Genomic DNA, 17,967 nt, shown 5'->3' with positions numbered 1-17,967 from the left:
GCCGTCAGTCGTTCGGACGGATGAGGCAGAACGGGTGCCCGGCCGGGTCGAGGTACACGCGGAACGTGTCCGTCCCCGAGCCCGTCGCCGTCGCCCCGATGGCCAGGACCGCGGTCTCGCCGGCGTCGAGGTCGTCGACCTTCACGTCGAGGTGGCTCTGCTGCGGGACGTCCTGGCCGGGCCACTCGGGGGCGCGGTACGCGGCCACCTGCTGGAAGGCGAGGATCGGCCGGTGGTCCGTGAAGGGCAGGGCCACTTCGGCCCACTCCTCGTCGTAGCCGACGATCTCGCCGCCGAGCAGTTCGGAGTAGAAGCGGGCGAGTGCCCGGGGGGCCGCGCAGTCGAGGACGATGACGTCGAGTGTGCCGATCATGGCCGCCACGCTAGCCCGATCAGCGGGCGGCGGCCAGCGCCTTCGTGATGCGCTGCAGCGAGACCGTCTCGGCGGTGCCGAGCCCCTGCGCGAAGAGACTGAGCCGGAACTCCTCGAGCATCCAGCGGGCGTGCACGAGTTCGGGGTGCGCTCCGACGGACGGCGGGAAGGTGCCGCCCGCGTCGACGTACCGGTCGGTCGCGACGGTGACCTCGCGCATCCACGTGGCGTCTCGGCCGGGGTTGTGCAGGAGCTTCTGCACGCGTGCGTCGACACCCTGCAGGTACACCCGGATGCGCCGGAGACGATCGAGTCCGGCGACCGAGACGAACCCCGGGAAGACGAGCCGCTCCATCTGCTGCCGCATGTCCGTGAGCGCCGGCAGGAGCGACATCGAGTTCGCCTGCTTGAGCGACCGTTCCGCGGCCCGGTGCGCGGCGAGGACCGCGGCCACCTCGGACACGGCGGTGAACATCGTGTCGACGACGGTCGCGGACACGGTGTCGCGCACGGACTCGAAGTCGGTCTTCGTGAACACCAGCCCGTCGGGGTGCGCCCGGCGGATCCCGGCGTCCACGACCGCCGCGAGGACGTCGTCGAAGAGCGCCGCGGTGGAGGGGTACGGACTGGCGGCGAGCGCGAGCTTCTCCTGCGCGGTCAGGTGGGACTGGATGTAGGAGACCGGCGAGGGCACCGCGTGCATGACCAGCCGCCGGACACCCGCGGGCATCCGCACGGCCCGGTCGGACGGCGTCGCGAGCAGCTGGACGCCGACCGTCGCCTTCGGGCCGTCGCCCTCCTCCACGAGGGACGGGTACGCGCGGATCACGCCACCCGCCTGCTTCGTGTCGAGCACCTGCGGCAGGTCGTCGGACGGCCAGGTGGTGAGCCCTGACCGCTCCACGGCGCCACCGGAGGCGGCGGACGCGACGCGAGCCGCGCCTCCTGGACGCCCTGCGGCGCGCGTCGTCGCCGAGGCGACGCTCTGCTGCGTCCGGTCCTTGAGCTTCGTCTGCAGGGCCGAGAGGTCCTTGCCGGCCTCGACCCGACGGCCGCGTTCGTCGACGACGGCCCACGTCGGCAGGAGGTGGGCCGGTACCCGCGAGAGGTCGAAGTCCGACTCCGACACCGGCACGTACGTCATGCGCTGGATCGCCTTGGCGAGGGTGGCGCGGAACGACTCGGTCGGCTCGGTCGGGGCGTCGTCGGGGAGCTCGGCGACGATCTTCTCGGCCCAGTCGGCAGCGGGGACGACGTTCTTCCGGATCTGCTTCGGCAGGGACTTGATGAGCGCCGTGACGAGCTCCTTGCGGAGGCCGCGGACCTGCCAGTCGAAGCCCTCTTCGCGCATGCGCGGGAGCAGTGCGAGCGGCACCTGCACGCTCACGCCGTCGTCCTGCGCGCCGGGTTCGAACCGGTACTTGATCGCGAGGCGCTGGTCGCCGCTCCGCCACTGGGTCGGGTACTCCTGCTGGTCCTGTGCGGCCTCGGCCGCGTCTTCGTCCAGCAGGTCCGACCGGCGCATCGTGAGCAGGTCCGGCTGCTCGCGCCTCGTCTGCCGCCACCAGCCCTCGAAGTCGCGCGTGGTCGCGATGTCGGCCGGGATGCGGGCGTCGTAGAACTCGAAGACCCGCTCGTCGTCGAAGAGGATGTCGCGGCGACGCGTGCGCTCCTCGAGCTGTTCGAGTTCGCGCCGCAGCTTGCGGTTGTCGCGGTCGAACGCCTGCTGCGCGTCCCACTCGCCCTCGACGAGCGCGTGCCGGATGAAGAGCTCACGCGAGTGCTCCGGGTCGACGCGCTTGTACTGCACGCGGCGGCGCTGGACGATCGGGACGCCGAACAGGGTGACCCGTTCGTAGGCGACGGCCGCCCCCTGCTTCTTCTCCCAGTGGGGCTCACCGTACGTGCGCTTCAGGAGGTCCCCGGCGAGCGGCTCGACCCACGCCGGGTCGATCCGACCGACCGTCCGGGCGAAGAGCCGACTCGTCTCGACGAGTTCGGCGGCCATCACCGCGTCCGGCTGCTTCTTGGCGAGGACACTGCCGGGGAACACCACGAACCGGGTGTTCCGCGAGCCGAGGTAGTCGCGCTTCTCACGGTCGCGCAGGCCGATCTGGCTGAGGAGTCCGGCCAGCAGGGAACGGTGCACCGCGTCGCCGTCGTCGGAGCGCGCCTGCCCGATGCGGACGTCGACCTGCTTCGCCGCGCGGGAGAGCTGCCGGTACAGGTCCTGCCACTCGCGGATGCGGAGGTAGTTCAGGAACTCGGCCTTGCACAGGCGGCGGAACGCACTGGACGAGAGCTCGTCCTGCTTGTCCTCGATGTGGTTCCAGAGGTTGAGCAGGGTGAGGAAGTCGCTCGTCGGATCGGCGAACCGGGAGTGCAGCTGATCGGCGTGCGCGCGCTTCTCGAGGGGGCGCTCGCGCGGGTCCTGGATGCTCAGGGCGCTCACGACGGCGATGACCTCGCGCCCGACGCCCTGCCGACCGGCCTCGAGCACCATGCGTCCGAGCCGGGGGTCGATGGGCAACCGGGTGAGCTGCTTGCCGGTCTTCGTGATCGTGCCCGCGGCGTCGACGGCTCGGAGCTCGCGGAGCAGGTCGAGGCCGTCCTTCACACCCCGGGAGTCCGGCGGCTGCAGGAACGGGAACGCCTCGATGTCACCGAACCCCAGCGAGATCATCTGCAGGATCACCGCCGCGAGGTTCGTCCGCAGGATCTCGGGGTCGGTGAACTCCGGGCGGCGTTCGAAGTCGTCCTCGGAGTAGAGCCGGATCGCGATGCCGGCGCTCGTGCGGCCCGCGCGACCGGAGCGCTGGTTCGCGCTCGCCTGCGAGATCGCCTCGATCGGCAGTCGCTGCACCTTGGCCCGCGGCGAGTAGCGCGAGATGCGGGCGGTTCCGACGTCGATCACGTACTTGATGCCGGGGACCGTCAGACTCGTCTCCGCCACGTTGGTCGCGAGGACCACTCGGCGTCGGATGCCCGGTGTGGTGCGCCGCTCGAAGACCCGGTGCTGGTCGGCGGCGGACAGACGGCCGTAGAGCGGGAGGACCTCGGTACCGGGGTAGCGCTTGCCCTCGATGGCGTCCTGGGCGTCGCGGATCTCGTTCTCGCCGGAGAGGAACACGAGGACGTCGCCCGGGTCCTCCTGCGCGAGTTCGTCGAGCGCGTCGGTGATGCCCTGCATCGTGTCGCGGTCGTCGGCCGTGCGCCCGCCGTGGTCGTCCGTCCGCGGATCGTCCTCGTCGCCTTCGTCGTCGCGGTCGGCGTCGTCGGCGTCCTCCGCGACGAGCGGGCGGTACCGGATCTCGACCGGGTAGGTGCGGCCGGACACCTCGATGATCGGTGCGCCGCCGAAGTGCTGCGAGAACGACTCGGGGTCGATCGTCGCACTCGTGATGATGAGCTTGAGGTCCGGCCGACGGGGGAGCAGCCGCTTGAGGTAGCCGAGCAGGAAGTCGATGGTGAGGGACCGCTCGTGCGCCTCGTCGATGATGATCGTGTCGTACCGCTTGAGGTCGCGGTCGAAGTGGATCTCGTTGAGCAGGATGCCGTCGGTCATCAATTTGACCCGGGTGTCGGAGGACACCTTGTCGGTGAAGCGGACCTGGTACCCGACGAGGCCGCCGAGCTCGCCCCCGAGTTCCTCGGACACGCGCTCGGCGATGGTCCGGGCAGCGATCCGTCGGGGCTGGGTGTGCCCGATGTGCTCACGTCCGAGCTCGAGGCAGATCTTCGGCAGCTGGGTGGTCTTGCCCGAACCCGTGGCACCGGCGACGATCACGACCTGGTTGTCGCGGATGGCGGCAGCGATGTCGTCCCGCCGCTGCGACACCGGCAGTTCGGGCGGGTACGTGATGACGGGCAGCGTGGTCGACATGAGCATTCCAGGATACCCGTCAGGCGTCCGGGGCGCTGAGCTGTGCCGTCAGCTCGCCGACCGACCGCGCGGGCAGGGCGCACACGCGGTCGTGGCAGACGTACCCGGCGGGGTCGAGCCCGTCGCGGGACTCGAAGAGCGTGAAGCCCGCGGTGGACCAGTCGGTCGCCTGCGCCGGGGTCACCGTGGCGACGACGGTCCCCGGACGCCGAGCGCCGCGGGCCGCCGCACGGATCGGGTCATCCGGGTCCGAGGCGACCACGACGACCTCGCGCGAGGGACGCTGCAGCGCGAGCGCGACCCCGAGGGCATCGGCGTGCCCGAGCGGCCGTTCCGTCCCGGTGACGGCCCGGTCGGTCACGAGCGACACCGCCGCCGCCCGGTACGACTCGTCGCCGGTCAGTGCGGCGAGCGTCGCGGCGGCCGCGGCGAGTGCGACTGTGCCGGAGCGCATGGCGGTCTGCGGCTGCTCGCCCGTGGCGGTGCCGGCTGCGGCGAGCACCAGATCGGCGTCGAACCGCCCGGCCAGGCCGTCGTCGACCAGCGTGCGCGCGACGTCGGCGTAGGGGAGCTCCCCGGTGACGAGGGCGAGTTCGAGGAGCCCTTCGGCGAGGAGTCCCACGTCCTCGATGGTGGACGCCGCCGTCGACGCGCCGCGCGGAGTACTCGACCGCACCGACGCGTGTCCGTCCGTGAGGTGCCCGGCGACGATCGCGTCGGCCGCACCCCGTGCGAGCGCGATCATCTCGGCGTCCCCGTGGCGGGCCCCGGCGATGGCGAGCCCCCGGATCGCCAGGCCGTTCCACCCGGTGAGCACCTGGTCGTCGAGCGGCGGGGGATCGAGCCGCCCGCGCTCGTCGAGCGGGAGTCGGTACCACTCGCCCTCGACCCGCCGGCCGTCGATGGTGGACTCGCTGTCCTGCGCCGCGACGAACGCGCCGTCCGCACGCCGGAGCGTGTCCCGCAGGAAGTCGGCGATCCCCCGGGCCTGCTCCGCCCCGGCCACCGCGAGCAGTCCCGCGTTGTCGTAGAGCATCCGCTCGTAGTGCGGCACCGACCAGTCGCGCTTGGTCGCGTACCGGAAGACCCCGCCGTCGGCGTCGGTCAGCTCGCTCGCGCGGATCGCGTGCAGGGAACGTTCGAGCAGTGCGGACGCCCGAGCGTCGCCGTCTGCGGCGACGTCCGACAGGAACTCGAGCAGCGGCGCGCTCGGGAACTTGGGGGCACCGCCGAAACCGCCGTGGGTGGTGTCCTCGGCCTGTGCCAGTTGGTCGACGACGGCTCGGACGTCGTCGACGCTCGGGAGGCGCGGCTCGTCCCCGCCACCGTCCGCGCCACCGCGGGCGGTCCGGTCCGCCTCGGCACCCTGCCGGATCGCCGCCGCGATCGCACTCGCGTTCGCGTCCACCTCGTGCCGGCGCTCGGTCCACGCGTCGAGCACCGCCGCCAGGATCTGCCGGAACGCCGGCACCTGCCCGACGGGCGACGGCGGGAAGTACGTCCCCGCGAAGAACACGTGCCCGTCCGGTGTGAGGAACGTCGTCAGGGGCCAGCCGAGCTGCTGCGTGAAGGCACTCGCCGAGGCCATCAGGCTGGCGTCCACGTCCGGCCGCTCTTCGCGGTCGACCTTCACCGCGACGAAGTCCTGGCGGAGCAGCTCGCCGATGCCCGGGTCGGAGAAGCTCTCGCGTGCCATGACGTGGCACCAGTGGCACGTGGCGTAGCCGACCGACACGAGCACGGGGACGTCGCGTTCGCGGGCCTCGGCGAAGGCTTCCGGGCCCCACTCACGCCAGTCCACCGGGTTGTCGGCGTGCTGGCGGAGGTACGGGCTGACGGCGGAGCCGAGGCGGTTGTCGGTCATGCGTCCAGCCTGCCTCGACCGTCCTGGGTGCGCTGCCCTCAGCCGCGATCTGTGGACGGATCCGCGGTGTCCACAGGCTGCCGCAGACCGACCCAGCCCACGAGCGACGCGAGCTGCGCGGCCACGTCGACCGGCGACCGGGAGTCGGTGTCCACCCGGGTGACGTCGCCTCGGACAGCCGAGTCGAGCCTCCTGGCCGTCCGCGTGCTGTGCGCCAGCTGCGCCTCGGGGAGGTGCCCACCGGAACGACGGCGCAGCCGGTCGGCGGTCGTCGTGTCGCCGGCGCGGAGCAGCACGGCGGTCACGACGGGATCGTCGCCCATCGCCTCGGCCAACGCGTCCCGCTCCAGCACCGACACGGTGTTCGTGTACACGAGCCGGTGGTGACCGAGTTCGCGGTACCGGGCCCACATCGCGGCGAGGTTCCGTTCGGCGAGGCGGGCCTCCGGGTGCTCGACGTGCGGGGCGGGGTGGGCGAGGTCGAGGAAGTCGCCCTCGATGACGGCGTGCCGGACGTCGGCGGCGACGAGCAGGTCGTGCAGTGCCTCTGCCGCGGTCGACTTGCCCACGCCGGACCTGCCCCCGATGAAGAGGACCTCGGAGCGGGGCACGGCGTCATTCCCGGCTGAGCGACAGGAGGGCGAGGGCGGCGTCCTCGGGGCCGTAGTCGAACAGCCGGTCCCAGAACGGGTCGTCGGCCCACGGGACGTCGCTGCCGACCGGGACCGCGTGCGCCGTCTCGACGAGCCAGTCGAGCTCCGGCCGGACCGCCGTCGCGAACACGGGCGGCTCCCACCCGAGGGAGCGTGCGGCGGTGGTGTCGAGGACGAACGGCGTCGGCGTGGTCCATGGGGTGGTGCCCACGAACGCGGGGGCGTCGGCGTCGAGCAGGACCTCGTCGAACGGGTGGTCGAGGTGGCCGGCGATGGCCCGGACGATCTCGAGCACGCTCGGCGCGGTGTCGTCGGCGACGTTGAGGATGCGGCGGTCAGGTGCGTCGGCGACGAGGCGGACGAGGGAACCGATGCCGCTGGCAGCCGTGGTGTGGTCGACGCTGCGGCCGTGGTCGGCGAGGAGGATGCGCTCCCGACCGTCCAGCGCCCGACGGACGACGAACCACTCGCGAGGCCGACCGATGCCGACGCCGTACACCTTCGAGGGCCGGACCACGGTGACCGGGGCGCCGTGGTCGAGCAGCACCTGTTCTGCGGCGACCTTGGCGGCGCCGTAGCCGTCACGACCGGTGGGGTCGCCGTCGCCCGCCGCGACGGTCGGCTGCAGCTCGGTCACCGCGCCGCCGAACACGGGCTTGTCCAGCGAGTTCGCGTGCCGACCCTGCTCGTCGGCGTACACGGCCTTCGACGACACGAACACGGTCGAGCCGACGTCCTCGAGGAAGGGCAGGAGCTGCCGGGCGTCGTCGCGGGTGACGCCGACCGTGTCCACCAGCAGGTCGGCGCCGGGGCGGAGGAGGTCGCGGAGGACGGCGGTGTCGCGACGGTCGCCCGGGGTGAACGTCGCTCCCGCCGCGGTGAGTTCGTCGGCGACGGGGCCACCGCGGCGGGCGACCACGTCCACCTGCCAGTCGTCGCCGCCGCGTCCGGAGGCGTCGAGGAGCGCACGCGCGACGGCCGAACCGATCCCGCCGGTACCGCCGAGGACGACCGCGCGTCTGGTGCTCATGGGTCAACGGTAGTCGGCGCGGGCGCGGGCGCGGGCGCGGGCGCGGAGTCACCCGAGACGGCCGCCGGTGTCGGCTGCCGGTGTCGTCGGTGTCGGCCGCCGGTGTCACCGGCGTCGGGCGCCGGTGTGACGGGCGTCGGCGGCCGGTGTCGTCGGGCTAGAAGGCCAGTGCCTCGGGCTCGCGCCGCCACCAGTCGAGCAGGGACCCGTCGTAGACCCGGACCTTCTCGTGGCCGAGCACCGTCAGCGCGAGGGCGTCGACGCACGCGGCACTGCCGACACCGCAGTAGGTCACGATCTCGTCGGCGTCGAGCACCGATGCGAAGGCCTGCTCGAGGGCGGGACGGCGCAGGTACGCGTTCGTCGTGGGGTCCACCAGCGTGTCCACGGTGATCGGGGTGCTGCCGGGGACGATCGGCGGGTGCTCGGCGCCGAGGGCGGACTCGGGCGCGGCGCACACCAGCGACGCGGGCTGCTCGCCCGAGACGGCACGGAGAACTCGTTCGTGGTCGGCCCAGAGCGGACGCTCCTCGCCCGCGAGGAAGGTCGTGGTCGCCGTCGCGTCGCCCACGTGCGACGCAGGCTTCGGCGCCGATCGGAGCGCGCCGACGCGCACCGGGCGGCCCTCGTCCCGCCACTTGGTGAAGCCCCCGTCGAGCACAGCGACGGAGTCGAAGCCGAACGAGCGGAAGATCCACCAGAGCCGCGCCGACCACTCGCCGACGCTGTCGTCGTAGACCACGACCGTCGAGGTGTTCGTCACGCCGAGGTCGCCGGCGGTGGACTCGAACCGCTCGGCGCCGGGTCGGGTGAACGGGACGTCGGCGTCGGGCGTGGAGAACGCCTCGACGAGGTCGGCGTACCGGGCGCCGGGGACGTGTCCGCGCTGCTCGTAGGAGTCCCGCGCCGTCTGCCACGTCGTCTCGAGACCGGTCCCCGCGGTGTGCACGGACGCGTCGAGCACGACGAGCTCGTCAGCACCGAGGTGGTCTGCGAGCCACTGCGTCGACACGAGCGGCGAGGTCAGGACGGGGGCCATGCCGAAAAGGGTAATCGGCACCCCTGACGTGTGCGAGGGAAACCGACACACTGCGAAACCGGGCCGCGTCCTGCGGCGGATCGTCAGACCGGACGGAGCGGTTCCGGCGTGCCGGCGGGGACCTCGACGCGGATGCGGTCTCCGGGGCGGACCACCCCTCCGGTGACGACGACGGCCATCACGCCGCCCTTGCGTTCGACCGAGCCGTCCTCGGCGCGACCGAGCACGGCGCGCAGGAGCCCGGGCTCGAAGTCGTTGATCTGCTGGCACGGGTTCCGCAGGCCGGTCACGCGGACGCACGCGTCGTCGCCGAGGTGCAGGAGCGTGTCGGTCGGCAACCCGAGCAGGTCGACGCCGCGGGTGGTGACGTTCTCGCCCATCTGGCCCGGGGCGACCTCGTACCCGGCCTCGGCGACCTCGTCGAAGAGTTCGGTGTGCAGCAGGTGGACCTGCCGCAGGTTCGGCTGCGAGGGGTCCCGCGCGACCCGGGACCGGTGCTGGACGGTGGTACCGGCGTGTGCGTCGCCCTCGATGCCCCAGCCGGCGACGAGCACGACCTCGTCCACGACCGGCTTGCTGAACCGGTGGTCGGTGTCGCGGCTGACGGAGACGACGGCGGCGTGGTCTTCCTGGTGTTCGGTCACCCCTCGATCCTGGCGCGGATCGGGTCGGGGCGCGAGGGGGTCCCGCGCGGAGTGCGACGTTCCGCGAGTCGATCCACCCGCGGGTTGTCGAAGACCGCGTGCAACCCAGGGCGAGCCCGCGAGCGACGAACGGCCCGCCCCGGGGAACCGGGACGGGCCGTTCGTGTCGAGCGGGGTGGGTCAGTGCGCCGCGGTCGGGATGCTGCCCGTCGTCGCCGCGCTGGCGTGCTCGAGCTTCGCGAGCCGCACCGACTGGCGGTTGATGAGGAGCCCACCGGCCAGGGCGACCAGGACGAGCACGCCCGCCGAGATGCCGAACGCCACGTGGTACCCGTCGAGCACGGCCTGCGCCTGCTGGAGTTTCGTCGGCGCCGCGGAGAGCCCGGAGAGGCTGTTCGCCACGACGTCGGCGAAGATCGTCGACAGGAGCGCGGTGCCGATCGAGCCGCCGATCTGCTGCATCGTGTTCACCGTCGCCGAGGCCACGCCCGCGTCGGCACGGGCGACCCCGGTCGTCGCGGTGTTCATCGCGGACGAGAAGATCGTGCCCATGCCGAGGCCGATCACGATGAGCGCCGGCAGGACGGTGCCCGCGTAGGAGCTGTCGAGGTCCGTGCGGAGGAGCAGCAGCAGGCCGATCGACGCGACGAGACCACCGGCGAAGATGAGCACCTTCGGCCCGACGCGGGGGAGCAGGCGACCGCCGATCTGCGTCGCCGAGATCATGATCGACAGCGGCATCGGCAGGAACGCCAGACCCGTCTGCAGCGAGCTGAACCCGAGGGTCTGCTCGAGGTAGTAGGTCAGGAACAGGAAGATGCCGAACATGCCGATCGCCACCAGGCCGATCGCGATGAACGAGCCACCGCGGTCACGGTCGAGCACGACCCGGAGCGGCAGCAGCGGGTGCGCGACACGGGTCTCGATGAACACGAACGCCGCGATGAGCACCACGCCGGCCGCGAGCATGACGATCGTGAGCGGGGAGTCCCAGCCGTTCGTCTCGGCGTTCGAGAAGCCGTAGACGACGCCGACGAGGCCAGCCGTGATCGTGAGGACGCCGGCGACGTCGATGCGCGGACGCTCGACCTTCGGCGGCTTCGCCATGAAGACCAGGGCGCCGATCACGCCGAGGACGGCGAACACGACGTTCACGTAGAGGCACCAGCGCCACGACGCGTACTCGGTGAGCACGCCACCGAGGAGGAGGCCGATCGCGGCACCGGAGCCGGCGATCGACCCGAAGATGCCGAACGCACGGCCGCGTTCCTTTGGGTCGCGGAAGGTCGTCGTCAGCATGCCCAGCGCGGAGGGGGCGAGCAGCGCGCCGAACACGCCCTGCAGTGCACGAGCGGCGACGAGCAGGCCGAACGAGTCCGCCAGGCCGCCGAGCACGGACGCCACGGCGAAGCCGACGAGCCCGATGATGAAGGTGTTCTTCCGGCCAAAGAGGTCGCCGAGCCGCCCGCCGAGGAGCAGCAGCGAACCGAACGCGAGCGAGTACGCCGTGACGATCCACTGGCGCTGGTCGGTGCCGAAGTCGAGGTCGGCCTGGGCCGAGGGCAGTGCGATGTTGACGATCGTCGCGTCGAGCACGACCATCAGCTGCGCGAGGGCGATGACCGCCAGGGCGATCCAACGGTGGTTGCTCTTGTCGGGCGTGGAGCCGGAAGTCGTGGGTGCTGTCCCGGTGGGGGTCGGCACGGTCTGTTCTGCCGTCACGGCAGCCTCCTTCGAGAAGGTGGAGGGATGGTGGAGCACGCGCCGTCGGGCGCTCCGGGAGAGGGAGGATGAAGCGGATGCGATGCATCCGCTTGTGACCAGTGTAGACCGAAACGGAAGGTCCGCATCCGCTTATTCCCAGAAAGTTCAACTAGCGTCGAGGCCGTGAGCACCACCGACCTCGAGCGCCCCCTCCGCGCCGACGCAGCACGCAACCGCGAGCTGATCCTGCAGACGGCACGCAAGTGCTTCGCGGAACGCGGGTTGTCGGTCACGCTGAACGACATCGCGCACGAGGCCGGGGTCGGCGTCGGCACGGTCTACCGCCGCTTCGCCGACAAGGACTCCCTGATCGAGGCGCTGCTCGCCACCAAGTTCGAGGCGATGAACGACGCCGCGGCACGTGCAGCGGACGAGTCCGATCCGCGCGAGTCCCTGCGGGTGTACCTGATGGGCGTGTTCGAGTTCCGGGCACGCGACCGGGCCCTCGCCGACGCCATCGTGCGTGCCGGCAAGTCGCGTCCGTCGATCGTGCAGGAACGCGATCGACTCGAGACCCAGGTCTCCGAGATCATCCGCCGTGCGCGGGACGCCGGCGTCGTGCGGGTCGGGTTCGACTACCGCGACCTGCCGATGCTCACCTCGATGGTCGGCGCCGTCGCGGACACCACCCGCGCGCACGACCCGAACGCGTGGCGCCGCTACGCCGAGGTCCTCATCGAGGGCGTGCTCCCGGGCGAACGGGAAGCGCCCATGCTCGGCGAGCCGCTCGACCGCGAATCGATCGAGCGAGCACTGCACGCGCAGTCCTGACGGCGCACACGCGCAGTCCTGACGGCGCACACGCGCAGTCCTGACACCGCGCACGCGCTACAACCAGCTCGGCACCCAGTAGTGCGACCGCACGAAGTCCCACGGCATCTGCATGCCGGTCCACATCGGGAACCAGTACGCCGACGCGAGCACGACGACCCCGAGGTACACGCCGACCCAGGCGACCGCTCGGGTCCGGCGTGGCCTGGGATCGTCCCGTGACCCGAGCACCAACCCGATCGCCGCGGCGAGCGCCATCACCATGAAGGGCTCGAACGAGACCGTGTAGAACTGGAACACCGTTCGGTTCACGTAGAGCAGCCACGGCAGGTACCCCGCCGCGACACCCATCAGGACGAAGGCGTACTCCCACCGGCGGCGCAGGATCCAGAGCACCAGCAGCGCCACGGTCGCGATGACCGCCGCGTACCAGATGAACGGGTTCGCGATGCCGGTGATGGCCTCCCCGCAGCGGGTCGCCGTGCAGCCGTCCTGACCGGCGTTCGTGCCGACGTAGTACATCGACGTGGGTCGCTGCATGAGCAGCCAGAGCAGTGGGTTCGCCTGGTACGAGTGCGGGGTGTGCAGGCCGATGTTGAAGCCGTAGATCTCGGACTGGTAGTGCCACCAGTTCTGCAGGCTGTCCGGCACCCACGACAGCGCGCCGGTCCAGCGCTGCCCGCCCGTGGCGATCCAGTCGCGGTCCCAGCCGTCCTTCGACACGAACCACCCGGTCCACGACGCGACGTAGGTGACCGCGGCGATCGGCACCGTGAGCAGGAACGACGCCGGTCCCTGCTGCAGCCAGGCGCTCGAGGACCAGAACTCGATGCCGGCCCGCTTCCGCAGCATCATGTCGGTCAGCACGGAGTACACCGCGAAGAACGCGAGGAAGTACATGCCGGACCACTTCGTCGCGGTCGCGAGTCCGAGCGCCACCCCCATCGCGATCAGCCACGGACGCCACCAGAGCACCGGCCCCCAGAGCGTGTCGCGGCCGGCTGCCGTGCGTCGGGCGACCCAGGCGTCGAGCCGCCTGGACGTCCAGCGACGGTCGAGCAGCAGCGCGCCGAAGCCGAGCACCACGAAGAACGTCAGGATCCCGTCGAGCAGGCTCACACGGGACAGCACGATCGCCTGCCCGTCGATCGCGAGCAGGAAGCCGGCGAGGGTGCCGACCAGCGTCGAGCGGAAGAGCGACCGGGCGATGACCGCCGTGAGGAACACGGTCGCGATGCCGAGCACCGCCACGGCGAACCGCCAGCCGAACGAGTTGTCCGCGCCGAACAGGAGCATCCCGAGGCCGATGAGGTACTTGCCGAGCGGCGGGTGCGCGATGAACTCCGCAGCGCTGGTGAACAGCGAGGTCTCACCGGACGCGAACCGCTGGTCCGTCGTCGGCTGGGAGCTGTCGGCGGGGTTGCCCGGCCAGGTGCCCTCGTACCCGAGGTGCACGATCGACCAGCCGTCCTTGACGTAGTACGTCTCGTCGAACACGAGCGAGTGCGGGTGTCCGAGGGCGACGAGCCGCAGCACCGCGGCCAGCAGCGTGACGGCCAGGGGCCCGGCCCATCGCCAGACGGCGACGCGCCTGGCGGTGGAGAGCGTGCGCCCCCACCAGTCGTCGAGACGGGAGCCGACCGGCCCGTCGGGGACGGCGGTGCGGTCGTCGGTCAGCTCGCTGGTCATCGGAGAGCATCCTACGGATCGGCGCCATGTCCCCGCAGCCGCGCACAGGCGACCACAATGGTCCCGTGATCGTGCTCGCAGCAACGCCCATCGGCAACCTCGGAGACGCCTCCCGGAGGTTGGTCGAGACCCTCTCGAACGCGAGTGTGGTCGCCGCCGAGGACACCCGCACCGCGATCCACCTCATGCGGGCGCTCGGCATCGAGAACCGCCCGCGCCTCATCGCACTGCACGAGCACAACGAACGGGCGAAGGCGGCCGAGGTCGTCGAGCTCGCGCGGGACGAGGACGTCGTCGTCCTCACCGACGCCGGCATGCCCGCCATCAGCGACCCGGGCTTCCCCCTCGTCGAGGCCGCTGCGGCCGCCGGGGTCACGGTGACCGCGCTGCCGGGCCCCTCGGCGGTGCTCATGGCGCTCGCCGTGTCGGGGCTGCCGACCGACCGCTTCAGCTTCGAGGGATTCCCGACGCGGAAGGGCGGGGAACGTCGGCGGCTCTTCGCGTCGCTCGCCGGGGAGCAGCGGACGATGGTGTTCTTCGAGTCGCCGCACCGGTTGGGCGACACGCTCGCGGACATGGCCGCGGGCTTCGGGGACGACCGGCGCGCGGTCGTCTGCCGCGAGCTGACGAAGCTGCACGAGGAGGTCCGGCGCGGGTCCCTCGCGGAGCTCGCGGCGTGGGCAGCCGACGGGGTGCGCGGTGAGATCTGCGTGGTCGTGGAGGGGTCGACCGGTGCGCTCGACGACACGACGATCGAGGACGGCGTCCGGCTCGTGCTGGAGCGGGTGGCCGCCGGGTCGCGCATGAAGGAGGCGGCCGCGGCCGTCGCGGACGCGACGGGGCTGTCGAAGCGCGACCTCTACGAGGGCGCGCTGGCGGCGCGGTAGACGCGAGCGTCACCGGACTGGAGGCGCGGCTCCGGACACGCACCGCGCCTCCCGTCCGGTTCTCCACAGGTGGCGCGCGGGGCGCGTCATGCGGCTCCCGCCCGCCCGTAGGATGGTCCGCATGTCCGACGGGTCCTCGTTCAGCATCACCACGCCGATCTTCTACGTGAACGACGTGCCCCACATCGGGCACGCGTACACCGAGGTCGCCGCGGACGTCCTCGCGCGCTGGCACCGGCAGCGCGGCGACGACACGTGGCTGCTCACCGGCACCGACGAGCACGGGCAGAAGATCCTGCGGACGGCCTCGGCCAACGACGTCACGCCCAAGGAGTGGGCCGACCGGCTCGTGACCGATGCGTGGAAGCCGCTCCTCGACACGGTCGACGTGGCGAACGACGACTTCATCCGCACCACGGACGAGCGCCACGAGCGCGGCGTGACGGCGTTCCTGCAGAAGCTGTACGACGACGGCTACATCTACGCGGGCGAGTTCGAGGGCTTCTACTGCGTGGGCTGCGAGGAGTACAAGCAGCCGAGCGACCTCGTCCCCGGCACCGGTGCGTACGAGGGGCAGCAGGTCTGCGCGATCCACTCGATCCCGGTCGAGGTGCTGTCCGAGCGCAACTACTTCTTCCGGATGTCCGACTTCGAGCAGCGCCTGCTCGACCTGTACGAGTCGAACCCGCTGTTCATCCAGCCGGAGAGCGTCCGCAACGAGATCATCTCGTTCGTCAAGCAGGGGCTGCGCGACCTGTCGATCTCGCGGTCGAGCTTCGACTGGGGCATCCAGATCCCGTGGGACCACGACCACGTCCTCTACGTGTGGTTCGACGCCCTGCTCAACTACGTCACGGCGCTCGGGTACGGCACCGACGACGACGAGGCCTTCCAGCGCCTCTGGCCGAGCGTGCACATCGTCGGCAAGGACATCGCCCGGTTCCACGCGGTGATCTGGCCGGCGATGCTCATGGCCGCCGGGCTGCCCGTCCCCGAGCGCGTGTTCGGCCACGGCTGGCTGCTCGTCGGCGGCGAGAAGATGTCGAAGTCGAAGCTGACCGGCATCGCGCCGTCGGAGATCACCGACACGTTCGGGTCCGACGCCTTCCGCTACTACTTCCTCCGCGCCATCACCTTCGGGCAGGACGGCAACTTCAGCTGGGAGGACATCTCCGCCCGCTACCAGGCCGAGCTCGCGAACGGCTTCGGCAACCTCGCCTCCCGACTCGTCGCGATGCTGCAGAAGTACTTCGACGGTGCGGTGCCCGAGCGTGGGTCGCTGACCTCGTCCGACGAAGCGATCGACGCGCTCGCGGTCTCCGTCACCGAGCGCGCCGACGCCGCCATCGCCGCGTTCGCCCCGCACGAGGCCATCGCCGCGGTGTGGGAGCTCGTCGACGCGCTGAACGGGTACATCACCGAGCAGCAGCCGTGGGCGCTGGCGAAGGACGACGCGCAGCGCGAGCGGCTCGGCACCGTCCTGGCCACCGCGCTCCGTGGGCTCGGTACCGTCGCCGTCCTGCTCTCGCCGGTCATGCCGAAGGCGACCGAGAAGCTCTGGGCCTCGATCGGTGCCGGCGGATCGATCGCCGAGCAGCGGGTGGACCGTGCCTGGGAGTGGCAGGGTGCCTCGACCGTGGTCCCGCTCGAGTCCGGGTTGTTCCCGCGCATCGATCAGTCGGAGCAGGGCGCAGCGTGACCGACGCCCACCTCCGCGCCCGTGGTGACGGCGACGGGTCCAAGCGGGACCTGACCTACCCGCCCCTGCCCGAGGCGCTCGTCGTCCCGGTCTACGACAACCACACCCACATGGAGATCGCCGACGGCGGCGACGGCGCGCTCGACTACCGGGAACACCTCGACCGCGCGTCGAGCGTCGGTGTCCGCGGTGTCGTGCAGGTCGGCACCGACCTGGCCACCTCGGAGTGGTCGGCGGCCATCGCCGCACGGGAACCCCGGGTCCTCGCCGCGGTGGCGCTGCACCCGAACGAGGCGCCGTCGCTGCAGGAACAGGGTCTGCTCGACGAGCACCTCGCCGGCATCGAACGGCTCGCGGCACTGCCGCGGGTCCGGGCGATCGGTGAGACCGGTCTCGATTTCTTCCGCACCGGCGAGGACGGCCGCGACGCCCAGGTCCGCTCGTTCGAGGAGCACATCCGCATCGCGAAGGCGCACGACCTCGCGCTGACGATCCACGACCGCGACGCGCACGACGCCGTGGTCGAGGTCCTCGACCGTGTCGGCGCTCCCGAGAAGACCGTGTTCCACTGCTTCTCCGGCGGTCCCGACCTCGCCCGGCTCTGCGCGGAGCGCGGCTGGTACATGTCGTTCGCCGGCACCGTGACGTTCAAGAACGCGGCCCCCCTTCGTGCCGCGCTCGAGGTCGCACCCCGTCACCTGATCATGGTCGAGACCGACGCCCCGTACCTCACGCCGACGCCGTTCCGCGGCCGCCCGAACGCGCCGTACCTCATCCCGCTCACCCTCCGGTCGATGGCCGAGACCCTCGGGACCGACGCCTCGATGCTCGCGGCACAGATCGCCTCGAACACCGAGCTCGTCTACGGCGCGTGGGACGCCGAGCCCGTGACGGTGGAGCAGTAGTGGCATCGCTCCTCGGCCCGGCGGAGATCCGGGACCTCGCGGCCCAGCTCGACGTCACGCCGACGAAGAAGCTCGGCCAGAACTTCGTGCACGACGCGAACACGGTCCGTCGCATCGTGGCGTCGGGTCGGGTCACCGCCGACTCGAAGGTGCTCGAGATCGGTCCCGGTCTCGGCTCGCTGACGCTCGGGTTGACCGAGACGGGCGCGTCCGTCACCGCGGTGGAGATCGACGGCCGGCTCGCCGCCCAGCTGCCGAACACGGTCGCCACGATGCAACCGGCGGCCCGGCTCGAGGTCATCCACCAGGACGCCCTCACCGTCGCCGCGACGGACCTGCCCGAGGCGCCCACGCACGTCGTCGCGAACCTGCCCTACAACGTCTCCGTCCCGGTGCTGCTCCACCTGCTCGCGACCTTCCCGTCGATCGAACGGGCGCTCGTCATGGTGCAGGCCGAAGTCGGCTACCGTATCGCCGCGGGTCCCGGCAGCAAGGTCTACGGGGCGCCGAGCGTGAAGGCCGCCTGGTACGGGTCGTGGTCGATCGCCGGACAGGTCAGCCGGCAGGTGTTCTGGCCGGTGCCGAACGTCGACAGTGTCCTCGTCGGGTTCGACCGGCATGACCCGCCCGGGGACGAAGCACTGCGGGCGCAGGTCTTCGCGCTCGTCGACGGGGCGTTCCAGCAGCGGCGGAAGATGCTCCGCCAGAGCCTCTCCGGTGTCCTCGGCAGCAGTGCCCGGGCGTCGGAACTCCTCACCGCCGGTGG

The 17,967-nt window shown here is 71.5% G+C and carries 14 protein-coding genes; 5 read left to right on the top strand and 9 right to left on the bottom strand.

The window, feature by feature from the left end:
* Nucleotides 1–4: 4 nt before the first annotated feature.
* The 8 genes from QE359_RS00070 to QE359_RS00035 all read right to left on the bottom strand — a co-directional run bounded on the left by QE359_RS00070 (nucleotide 5) and on the right by QE359_RS00035 (nucleotide 11,208).
* Nucleotides 5–373, bottom strand: coding sequence for a VOC family protein (locus QE359_RS00070; protein ID WP_309776690.1), 369 nt, complete (start codon nucleotides 371–373; stop codon nucleotides 5–7).
* A 19-nt stretch (nucleotides 374–392) separates the two neighbouring features.
* Nucleotides 393–4,256 (bottom strand): ATP-dependent RNA helicase HrpA, encoded by a 3,864-nt coding sequence (gene hrpA / locus QE359_RS00065; protein WP_309776688.1) that lies wholly within the window; start codon nucleotides 4,254–4,256, stop codon nucleotides 393–395.
* A gap of 19 nt (nucleotides 4,257–4,275) precedes the next feature.
* A complete protein-coding gene (locus QE359_RS00060; protein WP_309776687.1) occupies nucleotides 4,276–6,120 on the bottom strand; it encodes a DUF255 domain-containing protein in 1,845 nt (614 codons plus the stop codon).
* Between the two features lie 38 nt (nucleotides 6,121–6,158).
* A complete protein-coding gene (locus QE359_RS00055) occupies nucleotides 6,159–6,731 on the bottom strand; it encodes an ATPase (RefSeq protein WP_309776685.1) in 573 nt (190 codons plus the stop codon).
* A gap of 4 nt (nucleotides 6,732–6,735) precedes the next feature.
* Nucleotides 6,736–7,803, bottom strand: coding sequence for an NAD-dependent epimerase/dehydratase family protein (locus QE359_RS00050; protein ID WP_309776683.1), 1,068 nt, complete (start codon nucleotides 7,801–7,803; stop codon nucleotides 6,736–6,738).
* A gap of 157 nt (nucleotides 7,804–7,960) precedes the next feature.
* The gene (locus QE359_RS00045; protein ID WP_309776682.1) at nucleotides 7,961–8,842 is read right to left on the bottom strand and encodes a rhodanese-like domain-containing protein; all 882 of its coding nucleotides are present in this window, start codon (nucleotides 8,840–8,842) and stop codon (nucleotides 7,961–7,963) included.
* A gap of 83 nt (nucleotides 8,843–8,925) precedes the next feature.
* Entirely contained in the window at nucleotides 8,926–9,486 is a 561-nt protein-coding gene (locus tag QE359_RS00040) for an MOSC domain-containing protein (protein WP_070418093.1), read from the bottom strand.
* A gap of 180 nt (nucleotides 9,487–9,666) precedes the next feature.
* A complete protein-coding gene (locus tag QE359_RS00035) occupies nucleotides 9,667–11,208 on the bottom strand; it encodes an MFS transporter (RefSeq protein ID WP_309776680.1) in 1,542 nt (513 codons plus the stop codon).
* 165 nt (nucleotides 11,209–11,373) lie between these two features.
* On the opposite strand from QE359_RS00035, the gene QE359_RS00030 reads away from it, so the two are divergent.
* The gene (locus QE359_RS00030) at nucleotides 11,374–12,021 is read left to right on the top strand and encodes a TetR/AcrR family transcriptional regulator (protein ID WP_070418094.1); all 648 of its coding nucleotides are present in this window, start codon (nucleotides 11,374–11,376) and stop codon (nucleotides 12,019–12,021) included.
* Between the two features lie 57 nt (nucleotides 12,022–12,078).
* Here QE359_RS00030 and QE359_RS00025 read toward each other — a convergent pair whose 3' ends face one another.
* Nucleotides 12,079–13,710, bottom strand: a complete 1,632-nt coding sequence (locus QE359_RS00025; protein WP_309776678.1) for a phospholipid carrier-dependent glycosyltransferase — start codon at nucleotides 13,708–13,710, stop codon at nucleotides 12,079–12,081.
* A gap of 65 nt (nucleotides 13,711–13,775) precedes the next feature.
* Here QE359_RS00025 and rsmI point away from each other — a divergent pair, with 65 nt between their 5' ends.
* From rsmI to rsmA, 4 genes are all read left to right on the top strand, one after another.
* Nucleotides 13,776–14,597 carry a 16S rRNA (cytidine(1402)-2'-O)-methyltransferase gene (gene rsmI / locus QE359_RS00020; protein WP_070418096.1) on the top strand — a complete coding sequence of 274 codons (822 nt, stop codon included), beginning with the start codon at nucleotides 13,776–13,778 and terminating at the stop codon, nucleotides 14,595–14,597.
* A gap of 121 nt (nucleotides 14,598–14,718) precedes the next feature.
* Entirely contained in the window at nucleotides 14,719–16,296 is a 1,578-nt protein-coding gene (gene metG, locus QE359_RS00015; RefSeq protein WP_309776669.1) for a methionine--tRNA ligase, read from the top strand.
* Nucleotides 16,293–17,201: a TatD family hydrolase gene (locus tag QE359_RS00010; RefSeq protein WP_092385956.1), complete on the top strand. Its 909-nt coding sequence runs from the start codon at nucleotides 16,293–16,295 to the stop codon at nucleotides 17,199–17,201. Before metG ends, QE359_RS00010 begins: the two co-directional genes overlap by 4 nt.
* On the top strand, nucleotides 17,201–17,967 hold a 767-nt coding region (gene rsmA / locus QE359_RS00005; RefSeq protein WP_309776667.1), incomplete at its 3' end, for a 16S rRNA (adenine(1518)-N(6)/adenine(1519)-N(6))-dimethyltransferase RsmA. The genes QE359_RS00010 and rsmA, both read left to right, overlap by 1 nt.

It is taken from the genome of Curtobacterium sp. SORGH_AS_0776 (assembly GCF_031453355.1).
Lineage (GTDB): Bacteria > Actinomycetota > Actinomycetes > Actinomycetales > Microbacteriaceae > Curtobacterium.
This window is presented reverse-complemented; position numbering and strand designations above follow the sequence as displayed.